Below are 13,003 nucleotides of genomic sequence, written 5' to 3' on the forward strand. Positions count from 1 at the left end.
ACGCGCGTGGGCAAGGCGGTGTAACCGCCGGGCGAAATCCCCCCATGCGCGACACACAGGCTCCCTCCGGGGGCCTTTTTTATTGCCTGAAACAGACAATGCGACCAAAAAGCCCAAGGGGCGAGCAAAAGCCCGGAACGGGCAAGGATATACGGGGCAGACCGATGAGCAGTGAGAAGAACGAGCGGCGTGAGATGAGCGGCGCCGAGATGGTGGTGCAGGCGCTGATCGACAATGGCGTCCAGCACCTCTTCGGCTATCCGGGCGGCGCGGTGCTGCCGATCTATGACGAGCTTTTCCAGCAGGACAAGATCGAACACATCCTGGTGCGGCACGAACAGGGCGCCGGCCATGCGGCCGAAGGCTATGCGCGGTCCACCGGCAAGGCGGGCGTCGTTCTCGTCACGTCCGGTCCCGGCGCGACGAACATGGTGACGCCGCTGCAGGACGCGCTGTCGGATTCGATTCCGCTGGTCTGCATCACCGGCCAGGCGCCGACGATGCTGATCGGCACGGATGCCTTCCAGGAATGCGATACGGTCGGCATCACGCGGCCCTGCACCAAGCACAACTGGCTGGTCAAGGACGTCAACCAACTGGCGGCGACGATCCACGAGGCCTTTCATGTCGCCACGACCGGGCGGCCGGGGCCGGTGGTCGTCGACATTCCCAAGGATGTCCAGTTTGCCAAGGGCACCTACGTGCCGCCACAGACCGCGCCGCGCACCAGCTATCAGCCGAAGCTGCAGGGCGACCTCGAGAAGATAAAGGCCGCGGTCGCGCTGATGGCGACGGCAAAGAAGCCGATCATCTATTCGGGCGGCGGCGTCATCAATTCCGGCCCGGAAGCCAGCCATCTGCTGCGTGAACTGGTCGATCTGACCGGCTTTCCGATCACCTCGACGCTGATGGGGCTTGGCGCCTATCCGGCCAGCGGCAAGAACTGGCTGGGCATGCTCGGGATGCATGGCACCTACGAAGCCAACATGGCGATGCACGACTGCGACGTGATGCTGTGCGTCGGCGCCCGCTTCGACGACCGCATCACCGGCCGTCTGAATGCGTTTTCGCCGAACTCCAAGATCATCCACATCGACGTCGACCCGTCCTCGATCAACAAGAACGTGCCGACGGAGATCGGCATCATCGGCGATGTCGGGCGGGTGCTTGAGGATCTGGTGCGGCTGTGGCGCGCCACGGCGAAGGCGGACAAGAAAGCGCTCTACCCGTGGTGGGAGCAGATCGCCAAGTGGCAGGCGCGGGATTCGCTGGCCTACAAGACGAACCCCGACGTCATCATGCCGCAATACGCCATCCATCGGCTCTACGAGCTGACGAAAGACCGCGACACCTACATCACCACCGAGGTCGGCCAGCACCAGATGTGGGCGGCGCAGCATTTCCACTTCGAAAAGCCGAACCGCTGGATGACCTCCGGCGGCCTCGGCACGATGGGCTACGGTCTGCCGGCGGCTCTCGGCGTGCAGATTGCGCACCGGGACGCGCTGGTCATCGACATTGCCGGCGATGCGTCGGTGCAGATGACGATGCAGGAGATGTCGACCGCGGTGCAGTACGAGGCGCCGATCAAGATCTTCATCCTCAACAACCAGTATATGGGCATGGTGCGCCAGTGGCAGCAATTGCTGCATGGCAACCGGCTGTCGCATTCCTACACCGAAGCGATGCCTGATTTCGTCAAGCTGGCGGAAGCCTATGGTGGACACGGCATTCGCTGCGACAAACCGGACGAACTGGACGACGCGATCCGCGAGATGATCGACGTCAGGAAGCCGGTGCTGTTCGACTGCCGGGTGGCGTCGCTGGCGAACTGCTTCCCCATGATCCCGTCGGGCAAGGCGCACAACGAGATGCTGCTGCCGGACGAGGCCACTGACGAAGCCGTCGCCAACGCCATCGACGCCAAGGGCAGGGAACTGGTTTGAGTTGAAGTAAGACACGGTAAGGCGTATATTCTTACTAAGTTTTACCGGGAGAGTGTGTGATGAATGTGCGGGCAAGAGTGTCGAGCAAAGGGCAGGTCGTCATCCCGAAGCAGATTCGAGACGGCCTGGGCATTGCCGACGGCACCGAGGTCGAGTTCGTTCCGCAAGGGCGCGGTTTTTTCGTTCAGCCGATAGAGGATTTCGACACCAGGTATCCCAAGGTGCCTGCGGGCGAATTCCTGAAGCATGTCGTGCGGATCGACAGACCTTTCCCGACCGACGAAGAGATTGATCGGGCAATGCTTGCCGAGGCGGCACGGAGGTTCGATGCCACTCGCCGTTGACACGAATGTCCTCGCGAGGGCTTTGATCGATGACGGTTCCGATCAGGCGCGACGATCCCGCATGCTTTTGAGTGAAAAGGAAGTCTTTATCCCCGACACCGTGCTTCTGGAGACGGAATGGTTGCTTCGCAGCGTCATGAAGCTGGACAAGGGGCATATCAACCGAACCTTCGCGACCCTGGTAGCCAGCGCCAACATCGGGTTTTCGAACCGTCGTAATATTGCAGATGTGATTTCCTCGCACCGGGCGGGTCTCGATTTCGCCGACGCCATGCATCTTCGAGCTTCCGATGGCTGCGAAGGCCTCGCAAGTTTCGACAGAGGTTTAAAACGCCGCGCCAAGAAGATCGCCGGTTCGGTTCCAATCGTTACGCCTTAACAGCAGCGCAGAAAGCTTCCTTCATGAACCCCCACCTTCAACCGACCGGCTCCGCCTACTTCATCGCCAAGGAGACCGAGAAGCCGGAAAACCACACGCTGTCCGTGCTGGTCGACAACGAGCCCGGCGTGTTGGCGCGAGTCATCGGCCTGTTTTCGGGCCGCGGCTACAACATCGAGAGCCTGACCGTCTCGGAGACGGAACACGAGAAACACCAGTCGCGCATCACCATCGTGACGCGGGGCACGCCGCACGTGCTGGAGCAGATCAAGCACCAGCTCGAGCGCATCGTGCCGGTGCACCGCGTGGTCGACCTGACCGTCCGTGCGAGGGAACTGGGGCAGGAGCGCCCGATGGAGCGCGAGCTGGCGCTGGTCAAGGTGGCCGGTACGGGGGACGCACGCGTGGAGGCGCTGCGGCTGGCCGATGCGTTCCGCGCCAGCGTGATCGACGCCAACACAGAACATTTCATCTTCGAGATCACCGGCAAGACCTCGAAGATCGATCAGTTCATCGCCATCATGCGGCCGCTGGGGCTGGCGGAAATCTGCCGCACCGGCGTGGCGGCGATGAACCGGGGCGCGCAGGGGATGTAGCCGTTCCTTGAATAGAACGACAAAGCTCCGTCAGACTGAGCGAGCAAACATTCCATGTCTCCCGACGTCTTCCTCGCCCTGCTGGTCTATGCCTTTGTCACCTCGGTCACGCCGGGGCCGAACAACCTCATGCTTCTGGCATCCGGGGTGAATTTCGGCTTTGTCCGCACCATTCCGCATATGCTCGGCATCGGCATCGGCTTCCTCATTCTGCTGCTGGCGGTAGGCGCGGGCCTGGGGGCGGTTCTGACGGCGTTTCCGGTGCTGCATACAGGGCTGAAAGTCGCCGGTGGCGCCTATCTGCTTTATCTGGCCTGGAAGATCGCCACGTCACGCTCGATGGCCAGCGCAGGAGACGATGCAGCAAGGCCGATGCGCTTCATCGAGGCGGCCGCGTTCCAGTGGGTCAATCCGAAGGCCTGGGTAATGGCGGTGACGGCGATGGCCGTCTACACCAATCCAGAACGGCCTTTCCTGTCAGTGCTGCTGGTCGGCGTCGTCTTCGCGCTGGTCAATTTCCCCTCGGTCTCGGTCTGGGCCGGCTTCGGCACGGGCCTGCGCGGCTTCCTCTCCGACCCCGTGCGGCTGAAATGGTTCAACATTGCCATGGGCGTGCTTCTGGCAGCGACGCTGTGGCCAATGCTGCGGTGAGGGTGGAACGGCTTCGAACTTGTCTTTCCATTGCGAATCCTGTCAGTCAGGACGATGGATTTTTCTCCCCAACAGGACGCCGCGCTGAAGGCCGTCGCGCAATGGCTGAAGGCCGGAAGCCCGCAGCTTTTCCGGCTGTTCGGTTATGCCGGTACCGGCAAAACGACGCTGGCGCGCTATTTCGCCGAGCATGTCGATGGCCAGGTCCAGTTCGCTGCCTTCACCGGCAAGGCCGCGCAGGTGCTGCGTTCGAAGGGCGCGGTCAACGCCCGCACCATCCATTCGCTGATTTACCGGCCCAAGGGCGAGGAGGCGGTCGAGGACGAAACGACCGGCAAGACCTCGATGTCGCCGACCTTCTCGCTCAATCGACAAAGCCCCATTTCCCGCGCCAAGCTGGTCATCATCGATGAATGCTCCATGGTCGACGAGCAGCTCGGCCGCGACTTGATGAGTTTCGGCACGCCGATCCTCGTCCTGGGCGATCCGGGGCAGTTGCCGCCGATTTCCGGCGGTGGCTTTTTCACCGATCATGAACCGGATTATCTGCTGACCGAAATCCATCGTCAGGCGCGGGACAATCCCATTATCCGGCTGGCGCTGGATGTGCGGGAAGGCCGGGAGTTCATGCATGGCGACTATGGCGCCGCCAAGGTCATCGGCAAGGACGAGGTCAACCAGGAGCTGGTGCTGAAGGCCGATCAGGTGCTCGTCGGCACCAACCGGACGCGCCGCCGCTATAATCAGCGGCTACGCGAGCTGAAGGGCTTCAACGCGGACTATCCGCAGGCCGGCGACAAGCTGGTGTGCCTGCGCAACGATCCCGCCAAGGGGCTGCTTAACGGCTCGCTGTGGAAGGTGATGACCTCGTCGCGCGAAACGGTGAAGCCCGGCATCAACCTTCTGGTGTCGCCTGAGGAGGACGATCCCGACCGCGGCGTCGCCAAGATCAAGCTGCTCAAGGCGGCGTTCGAGAGCCCGGAAGAAGAAATTTCCTGGCAGCAGAAGAAGCGATTCGACGATTTCGACTATGGCTACGCGCTGACCGTCCACAAGGCGCAGGGTTCGCAATGGAACGACGTCGTGCTGTTCGACGAAAGCTGGGCGTTCAAGGATACCCGCCAGCGCTGGCTCTATACGGCGATCACGCGGGCGGCGGAACGGCTGACAGTGGTGCGCTAGATGCGTACCGAAGACCGTTAAACATCGGCCGGTTTTTCACGCGCACCCAACCAAGCCCAGGCGGCGGCTTCGTCTTCAGCGGCGAAATGACGAATTTCGATTGGCAGCGGAGCGGCAAAAAAACCGGTGACGTGCGAGGTCCAGTCGGGGTCGCCGACCGTCGCGCATCTGCCCACATGCTTGACTGCGTGCTCCTTGCCCTGCGTCATCGTTTCCGGGTCGAAATCGGTCCAATCAACGCCGTCATGGTCGACAAGGCGGACAAGCACATCGATTTGCGGATGAAGGGCGTAAGCCGCCTCCAGGAGCCCAAACAGGTTTTCGGCGTCCGCGGCGGTGACATGACCGACGATATCGATCGCAAACAGGTCGGATCTATTGGTTTCAATGCGGCGTATGGCCGGTACGGATTCGAGAAAATTCACGGCGTTTTCCCTGGCAGGTTCACGATCATCCTATTGCAACACAGAAATGGGCTGTCTGTTCCCGACAAAGGCAGTATAGATGCGGTCCCGCATTACCGGAGCCCTTCATGCCGACAAAGCTCTCCGTGAATCTCAATGCCATCGCGATGCTTCGAAACCGCCGCGACCTGCCGTGGCCGGACATGATTGGGATCGGCAGGATTGCGCTGGCTTCCGGCGCGCATGGTTTGACCGTGCACCCGCGTCCCGACCAGCGCCACACCCGCTATTCGGACCTGCCGGCGATTCGCGCGCTGATCGACGACGAATTCCCACAGGCGGAATTCAATATGGAAGGCTATCCGGCCGAGGAGTTCCTGCGGCTGGTCGAGCAGAACCAACCCGAACAGGTGACGCTGGTGCCGGACGATCCGGCGCAGGCGACCTCCGACCATGGCTGGAACTTCCGCGAGAAGACCGCGTTCCTCACTCCGATCGTCGCACGGCTGAAGAAGGGTGGGTTTCGCGTGTCGCTGTTTTCCGATTCCGATCCTGAAGGCATTGCCGCTGCCCGAGACACCGGCGCCGACCGCATCGAACTCTATACAGGCCCTTATGGTGGCTTCCATTCCGATTCCGAAAAAGCCGCGAACGAACTGGAAAGACTGGGAAAAACCGCTGACGCCGCTTTCGCTGCAGGCATGCAGGTCAATGCCGGCCACGATCTGGTGGTGGCCAATCTGCCGCCGCTGATCAAGCGCGTTCCGGCGCTCGCGGAAGTGTCCATCGGCCATGGCCTGACGGCTGATGCGCTGGAGCATGGGATGGCCGGCACGGTGAAGCGCTATCTTGCCGCTTGCGGCTGGTGATGACGGCTGCAAGCGCAAGGCGCAAACCCCGACATGCCGTTAAGGCACTTGATATTGCATTGCAGCAAGCGTAGAGCACCGCCCGCTTAATGGAGTGTACCTGATGGTCCTTGCCAATGGCGCTGGGGAGGCGGAAGCCGCCGAACAGCCGAGCCATTCCGAGGTCAAGCAACAAAGCACGCGCGTGCTGATGCTGGGCGCTCTGGGTGTCGTTTACGGCGACATCGGCACCAGCCCGATCTATGCGTTTCGCGAAGCGCTGCATACGGCGGAGGGCGCCGTATCGCGCAGCGATGTGCTCGGCGTGCTGTCGCTCATCGTCTGGGCGCTCACCATCATCGTCACCATCAAATACGTGGCGTTCGTGCTTCGCGCCGACAACAAGGGCGAGGGCGGAACGCTTTCGCTGATGGCGCTGGCGCGCAGCGCCTATCCGGCCGGATCGAAGCTGGTCCTGGGCATCGGCCTGTGCGGGGCATCGCTGTTCTTCGGCGACGCGGTGATCACGCCGGCGATCTCGGTGCTCTCCGCCGTTGAGGGCCTCGGCGTCGTCACGCCGGCGTTCGATCCTTATGTGGTGCCGATCACACTGGTGATCCTCGCCTGCCTGTTCGCCGTCCAGCGTTTCGGCACCGGCCGGGTTGCGATCGTCTTTGGACCCATCACGGCGCTGTGGTTCCTGGCGCTCGGCGTGGCCGGGCTGATTCACATCGCCGACGATCCGACGGTGCTCTATGCCGTCAATCCCTACTACGCCATCGCCTATCTGGTGGAGCGGTCGGACGTCGCCTTCCTGACCGTCGGGGCGGTTTTCCTGGCCGTAACGGGCGCCGAGGCGCTTTACGTCGATCTCGGCCACTTCGGCCGCCGGCCGATCGTGATGGCCTGGTTCGCCATCGTCTTTCCGTGCCTTCTGCTGAACTACTTCGGTCAGGGCGCCTTCGTGCTGACGCAGGTGATCATGCCGCAAAGCCCGTTCTTCGAGATGCTGCCGGACTGGGCGCTGGTGCCGATGGTCGCCCTGGCGACGGCGGCGACCGTCATCGCCAGCCAGGCGGTCATCTCGGGAGCGTTTTCACTGACGCGGCAGGCCGTCCAGCTAAATCTTCTGCCGCGCTTCGAAGTGCGCCACACCTCTGAAATGCAGTCCGGCCAGATCTACCTGCCGCGCGTCAACCTGCTCATTGCGATCATGGTGATGCTGCTGGTCGTCGGGTTCGGCGATTCGAGTTCGCTGGCGTCCGCCTACGGCATTTCGGTCACCGGCGAGATGCTGATGACAACGATCCTGTTGTTCATCGTCATGCGCTTCATGTGGAAGTGGCAGCTTGCCGGCGCGCTGGCGCTGGCGATCCTGTTCGGCGTCATCGACATCGGCTTCTTCTCGGCCAACATCGTCAAATTCCTCGAGGGCGGCTGGGTTTCCATCGGCGTCGCCTGCGTCATGGGGCTGATCATGGTCACCTGGATCAAGGGCAGCCGCTATCTCTTCGACAAGACGCGACGCAACGAGGTGCCGCTCGATTTTCTCGCCGCCAACCTGCTGAAAAAGAAGCCGCAGCTCGTTTCAGGCACGGCGGTGTTCCTGACCAGCGATCCGCTAAGCGCGCCGACGGCGCTGATGCACAGCCTCAAGCACTACAAGGTGCTGCACGAGCAGAACGTCATCCTGTCCGTCGTGACGGCGCCGCAGCCGGTGGTGCCCGATAGTGAACGCGTCAAGATGGAACCCATCAACGACCTGTTCATGCGCGTCAGCCTGACCTTCGGCTACATGGAACAGCCCAACATCCCGCGCGCCCTGGCGATCTGCCGCAAGCAGGGCTGGAAGTTCGACATCATGACGACGTCGTTCTTCCTGTCGCGCCGTTCGCTGAAATCGTCGCCGAATTCCGGCATGCCGGTGTGGCAGGACAAGCTGTTCATCGGACTGGCCCGCAGCGCCGCCGACGCGACGGAGTATTTCCAGATCCCAACCGGGCGCGTGGTGGAAATCGGTACGCAGGTGGCGATTTAGAGCCAAACCTCTGTGGCCAATAGCGCCGGGTATTAGGGCGGCGTTACAGTCATTTTGAAGAAATCGCCCTGGATTTCGAATTCCTCGATGCCGGCTTTGGTAGCGGTGAAGACAATGGCGCGTGCAGGGGTCAAGCCTTTGCAGAATTTCGAGAAACGGCGGGCCAGTCCGCCGTCCGAAAATTCGCCGGTCCGTGCAAAGGGCAGTTCGGCCCGAACCTCGGCCCAATCGCGCGGAAGTTTTCCGCAATCGCTGCGTTCCGCGTAAATGGGCCGCGATTCACCGACCTTCATGTCAATCTTTGGATTGAAGGCGATGATCGGTGCGTTGTCCGCCGGTCCGGCCCAGGGACGCCAGCCCGAAGCGCCGAGGACTGCACCTGCCGCCACACCGATGCACAGGAGAACGAGCCCGCCCAAAAGCGCCTGCGGATGCGACCAGCGCTTCGGCCTTGCAACGAAGCCGTAATAGGCAGTCGGGATAAGGGCTGCCGAGGTCGTGGCGGGTAGGTCAACATAGCCGGAGGCGGGAAATCGGGACACGATGGGCAAAGGCGATCCGGACGCCGCCGGCCGAACGATTTCAAGGTCCTTGGCGCGCTTGTAGAGTTCGTTCCATTGGACCTGAAGTTCTGGATTGCCGGCGATATCCAGCAACCTGGACAGGATGCGCAAATTGCCCGCACGGGGGACATGACGGCCCGAACGCCAATTGTTCAGGTTGCGGACCGTCGTTTCGAATTGCTTTTGCCCCTTGCTTTGAGTGAGCGTGCAGTAAGCTCCCGCAAGCGTCGCATCGTCATAGAAGCCGGCCCGATTGCACAACTCGTCGAAAAGCAGATGCCACTGGCTGAACTGTCTCCAATCGGCTTCTTCCATATGGCTCCCTCCTTGCTGTCCTGAAGGCGCTACTCCTGCCTGGGATGGCCGGCGCCCGTGACCTCGATTTTCATGAAATCGTCGAGCAGCCTTATCTCCTCCATGCCGGCGTCGGTCGCGGTGAAGCGGACGGCGCGCACTTCAACGACACGGTTGCAGAAATTGCTCATTTTCCGGGCGAGGCCGCCATCCGAAAACGTGCCAAGCGCGCTGACCGGCACCCGCGGCAGGGTATAGTACCAGTCCGGGGGCCTGCCGTCGCAGTCGCCACGATCGCCATGGATGAGCCGCGATTCACCGACCACCATTCTCACGCGCGCATCATAGCCGATCATCGGCAATTTCTTGAAAGCCCAGCGGTCGACCGCAAAATCGAACGTGAAACCAGTGCCGGTGGCGAGGGCACCGATTGCCAGCCAATGCCAAATCGGCCGCCGGCGCTTCGCCGGTTCAGCGGCCGCGACAGGCTGTCGCCCTGCGTCTTCCTGCTGCATCGCTGGATCCATGGCGGGTTCCCCCCGGGCCACGGCATAGAGGTGCATCCACCGGTTGTTGAGGCAGGGGTCCCGCTCGACGTCGAGCAGTTTCGCCAGAACCATCATGTTGCGGCGCAAGGGCAGATGGCGGCCAAGCCGCCAGCTTCTCAAGTTCTTCTGGATGGCGTCGAAGTTGTCGCGACCGTTTTTGCCAACATGGTTGCAATATTCGCTCGCCAGCGATGCGTTGTCGTAGTGACCGTCCCGCTTGCACAGGACGTCGAACAACTGGCTCCAGGTCTGAAAGTCGTCCCAGTCATCTTCCTTCAAAACGAGGCCCCCGGTTCTCGTCACGGAAAATTACGATATAATTCATAAGGATAGCAATCTTCATGAAACGCATTTTTCTGGAGTTTCCGAGAATTGCTCAAGTTTTCATTTGATCTGCGAACCCATTTCTCCGCTCGGTTGCATGTATCTCGGCGTTGCGCTCGCGGATGGTCCGTCGGGTTGGTTGCCGATTGATTCAAGGGGGTTCCTATGAGGAAGCTGGTTGTAGTTGCTGGACTGCTGCTGGGTGGGTGCGTGTCCGTAGGGAGCGCCGACAAGAGCGTCGAGCTTCGCGTCGGTGAGACCAGGCACATCACCGCTTATCGCGGTGACGGTTGCAATGCTCCGGCGCCGAGCTTTGCCGCGATCCAGGGCCGGATCCCGAAATCGGCGGTGGTGCGATATTCGGACGGCGGGTTGTCCAGCCGCGTCAGCAAAGATTGCAAGAAACGCGTTCCGACCCGCGCGGTGAACGGCACCGGGATCGCCAGCGGAACCGAAGTAAAGCGCTATCAATCGGGCACAGTCGCAATCGTCGTCAAATAGTAGACATCAAGGCCCGAGCCCTGACTGGCGTGGATGTCCACAGCAGGTATCGGGACAAGTATGGAGCAAAAGCCGGGGCGTCCCCCGGCTTTTGCCTTGTCGCGGCTTAGCCGGCCGGCGGTCCGCCATCATACGGATTTCATCGCAGCGTTCCCCCGTGCTTACCGCGCCGCCCCGCGGCCACGATACAAAACCTCCTGGGAATTTATACCAATTGACCTCCTTTATCGAATGCGCTAGATGCCGAACCGTAACGTACGGTACGGCACAAAGAGGCCGGCCGATCAGCCGCAAGGTTTTGGCAGTTGGGCACGGAGATTGAAACAGGCGAGACGCTGACGGCGCGCCAGCAGGACGTGCTTGACGCCGTCCTGCGCCTGCTGGTCGAAGAGGGGGACGCGCTGACGATGAGCGCCGTCGCCCGCCGCGCCAACTGTTCCAAGGAAACGCTCTACAAATGGTTCGGCGACCGTGACGGCCTGCTGACAGCCACCGTGCAGTGGCAGGCGTCCAAGGTGCGCGCCGGCAATTACGACCGTCACAAGCTGGACGCGGCCACATTGCGCGAAAGCCTGGACAGTTTTGCTGCAACCTGGCTCAGGGTCATCTCCAGCCCGACCTCGGTCGCGCTCAACCGGGTGGCGGTTTCGCACGCGGCGTCGGCCAAGGACGACCTCGGTGCCATTGTGCTCGCCAATGGCCGCTTTGCCATCGGCGAACGGCTGAAACCGCTGCTGGAGGCGGCGCGGGACGCCGGCCTCCTGGCCTTCGACGACACTGAAACGGCGTTCCGGACCTTTTTCGGGCTTGTCGGCCGCGACGTGCAGATCCGTCTGCTGCTCGGCGACAGGCTGAAATTGACTGCTGCGGATATCACGCGGGATGCCGCGCAGGCGACGCAGCAGTTTCTCGCTCTTTTCGGTGCGTCCTTCGAGGCTCGTCCTTCAGACTTCGCACCTCAGGATGAGGGAGGTTTGCGCCAACCTCCCTCATCCTGAGGTGTGAGCGAAGCGAGCCTCGAAGGGCGCACCCAGACATCAAACCAACGCAACAAGGAAGGAAACCACATGCGTGTCTATTACGATCGCGATGCCGATCTCAATCTCATCAAGGGCAAGAAAGTGGCTGTCATCGGCTACGGTTCGCAGGGCCGCGCGCATGCGCTGAACCTGAAGGATTCCGGCGCCAAGAACGTCGTGATCGGCCTCAAGGCCGGTTCGCCGACGATCAAGAAGGCCGAAGCCGACGGCTTCGAGGTCAAGACCGTCGCCGAGGCGGCCAAGTGGGCCGACCTGATGATGATGGCGACGCCGGACGAACTGCAGGCCGATATCTACAAGAACGAGATCGCCCCCAACATCCGCGACGGCGCGGCCATCGCCTTCGCGCACGGCCTCAACGTGCATTTCGGCCTGATCGAGCCGAAGGACACGATCGACGTCGTGATGATCGCGCCGAAAGGCCCCGGCCACACCGTTCGTGGCGAATACCAGAAGGGCGGCGGCGTGCCGTGCCTGGTCGCCGTCAACCACGACGCATCGGGCAATGCGCTCGACCTGGCGCTGTCCTACGCCTGCGGCGTCGGCGGCGGCCGTTCGGGCATCATCGAAACCAATTTCCGCGAGGAATGCGAGACCGACCTGTTCGGCGAGCAGGTGGTGCTGTGCGGCGGTCTGGTCGAGCTGATCCGCGCCGGTTTCGAGACGCTGGTCGAGGCCGGCTATGCGCCGGAAATGGCCTATTTCGAGTGCCTGCACGAAGTGAAGCTGATCGTCGACCTGATCTATGAAGGCGGCATCGCCAACATGAACTACTCGATCTCGAACACCGCCGAGTGGGGCGAATACGTCTCGGGTCCGCGCATCATCACCGCCGATACCAAGGCCGAGATGAAGCGGGTGCTGAAAGACATCCAGACCGGCAAGTTCACCTCCGAGTGGATGCAGGAATATCGCGCCGGCATGTCGCGCTTCAAGGGCATCCGCCGCAACAACGACAACCACCAGATCGAAGAGGTTGGTTCGAAGCTCCGCGCCATGATGCCGTGGATCGCCAAGAACCAGCTGGTCGACAAGACGAAGAACTAAAGCGACCCACGGATTCTTGGCCTGCGCGTCCTCGCCTCCGGCTGCGGGCGCGCGGGGGATCGCCAAGAGCCAGCTGGTCGACAAGACGAAGAACTAGGACCCCTCTGTCTTACCTTCTCCCCTTGTGGGAGAAGGTGTCGAGGTGAGGCCGAGACGGATGAGGGGTGTTGCCAGGCGCGCCGCAAGGCAGGCTGGATTACCTCTCATCCGACCTCCTTCGCTTCGCTTGGCTCGGCCACCGTCTCCCACAAGGGGAGAAGGGCAGGGCGAATTACCTTCGAACTTCCGGCCCCTGAAC

14 protein-coding genes are annotated in these 13,003 nt (G+C 61.9%); 11 read left to right on the forward strand and 3 right to left on the reverse strand.

Annotated features, from left to right (window positions below):
* Positions 1 to 164: 164 nt before the first annotated feature.
* The 6 genes from J2X35_RS19265 to J2X35_RS19290 are packed head-to-tail and all read left to right on the forward strand — an operon-like array spanning position 165 to position 5,098.
* Positions 165 to 1,946: an acetolactate synthase 3 large subunit gene (locus J2X35_RS19265; protein ID WP_082542407.1), complete on the forward strand. Its 1,782-nt coding sequence runs from the start codon at positions 165 to 167 to the stop codon at positions 1,944 to 1,946.
* A 59-nt stretch (positions 1,947 to 2,005) separates the two neighbouring features.
* Positions 2,006 to 2,290 carry an AbrB/MazE/SpoVT family DNA-binding domain-containing protein gene (locus J2X35_RS19270; RefSeq protein ID WP_056110373.1) on the forward strand — a complete coding sequence of 95 codons (285 nt, stop codon included), beginning with the start codon at positions 2,006 to 2,008 and terminating at the stop codon, positions 2,288 to 2,290.
* The gene (locus tag J2X35_RS19275) at positions 2,274 to 2,669 is read left to right on the forward strand and encodes a type II toxin-antitoxin system VapC family toxin (protein ID WP_310189166.1); all 396 of its coding nucleotides are present in this window, start codon (positions 2,274 to 2,276) and stop codon (positions 2,667 to 2,669) included. Before J2X35_RS19270 ends, J2X35_RS19275 begins: the two co-directional genes overlap by 17 nt.
* Positions 2,670 to 2,692: 23 nt before the next feature.
* On the forward strand, positions 2,693 to 3,265 hold the full coding sequence (ilvN, locus tag J2X35_RS19280) for an acetolactate synthase small subunit (protein WP_056110369.1): 573 nt from the start codon (positions 2,693 to 2,695) through the stop codon (positions 3,263 to 3,265).
* Positions 3,266 to 3,319: 54 nt separating this feature from the next.
* Positions 3,320 to 3,916 (forward strand): LysE family translocator, encoded by a 597-nt coding sequence (locus J2X35_RS19285; RefSeq protein WP_310189168.1) that lies wholly within the window; start codon positions 3,320 to 3,322, stop codon positions 3,914 to 3,916.
* A 54-nt stretch (positions 3,917 to 3,970) separates the two neighbouring features.
* The gene (locus tag J2X35_RS19290; protein ID WP_310189171.1) at positions 3,971 to 5,098 is read left to right on the forward strand and encodes an ATP-dependent RecD-like DNA helicase; all 1,128 of its coding nucleotides are present in this window, start codon (positions 3,971 to 3,973) and stop codon (positions 5,096 to 5,098) included.
* Positions 5,099 to 5,115: 17 nt separating this feature from the next.
* On the opposite strand, the gene J2X35_RS19295 is transcribed toward J2X35_RS19290, so the two are convergent.
* Positions 5,116 to 5,523, reverse strand: a complete 408-nt coding sequence (locus J2X35_RS19295) for an STAS/SEC14 domain-containing protein (RefSeq protein ID WP_310189172.1) — start codon at positions 5,521 to 5,523, stop codon at positions 5,116 to 5,118.
* A 107-nt stretch (positions 5,524 to 5,630) separates the two neighbouring features.
* Between J2X35_RS19295 and J2X35_RS19300 the strand changes: the two genes are divergently transcribed.
* Positions 5,631 to 6,371 carry a pyridoxine 5'-phosphate synthase gene (locus J2X35_RS19300; protein ID WP_310189175.1) on the forward strand — a complete coding sequence of 247 codons (741 nt, stop codon included), beginning with the start codon at positions 5,631 to 5,633 and terminating at the stop codon, positions 6,369 to 6,371.
* A 103-nt stretch (positions 6,372 to 6,474) separates the two neighbouring features.
* Positions 6,475 to 8,388 (forward strand): potassium transporter Kup, encoded by a 1,914-nt coding sequence (locus J2X35_RS19305; RefSeq protein WP_056115648.1) that lies wholly within the window; start codon positions 6,475 to 6,477, stop codon positions 8,386 to 8,388.
* A gap of 32 nt (positions 8,389 to 8,420) precedes the next feature.
* On the opposite strand, the gene J2X35_RS19310 is transcribed toward J2X35_RS19305, so the two are convergent.
* Both J2X35_RS19310 and J2X35_RS19315 read right to left on the reverse strand, forming a co-directional pair.
* Positions 8,421 to 9,266: a hypothetical protein gene (locus J2X35_RS19310; RefSeq protein ID WP_310189177.1), complete on the reverse strand. Its 846-nt coding sequence runs from the start codon at positions 9,264 to 9,266 to the stop codon at positions 8,421 to 8,423.
* A gap of 29 nt (positions 9,267 to 9,295) precedes the next feature.
* Entirely contained in the window at positions 9,296 to 10,096 is an 801-nt protein-coding gene (locus J2X35_RS19315) for a hypothetical protein (protein ID WP_310189178.1), read from the reverse strand.
* Between the two features lie 186 nt (positions 10,097 to 10,282).
* On the opposite strand from J2X35_RS19315, the gene J2X35_RS19320 reads away from it, so the two are divergent.
* From J2X35_RS19320 to ilvC, 3 genes are all read left to right on the forward strand, one after another.
* Positions 10,283 to 10,618 (forward strand): hypothetical protein, encoded by a 336-nt coding sequence (locus tag J2X35_RS19320; RefSeq protein ID WP_056110354.1) that lies wholly within the window; start codon positions 10,283 to 10,285, stop codon positions 10,616 to 10,618.
* A 305-nt stretch (positions 10,619 to 10,923) separates the two neighbouring features.
* Positions 10,924 to 11,616 carry a TetR/AcrR family transcriptional regulator gene (locus J2X35_RS19325; protein ID WP_310189180.1) on the forward strand — a complete coding sequence of 231 codons (693 nt, stop codon included), beginning with the start codon at positions 10,924 to 10,926 and terminating at the stop codon, positions 11,614 to 11,616.
* A gap of 3 nt (positions 11,617 to 11,619) precedes the next feature.
* Positions 11,620 to 12,705: a ketol-acid reductoisomerase gene (gene ilvC / locus J2X35_RS19330; RefSeq protein ID WP_274533093.1), complete on the forward strand. Its 1,086-nt coding sequence runs from the start codon at positions 11,620 to 11,622 to the stop codon at positions 12,703 to 12,705.
* Positions 12,706 to 13,003 lie beyond the last annotated feature (298 nt).

Source organism: Mesorhizobium sp. BE184 (assembly GCF_031457045.1).
Taxonomy (GTDB): domain Bacteria; phylum Pseudomonadota; class Alphaproteobacteria; order Rhizobiales; family Rhizobiaceae; genus Mesorhizobium.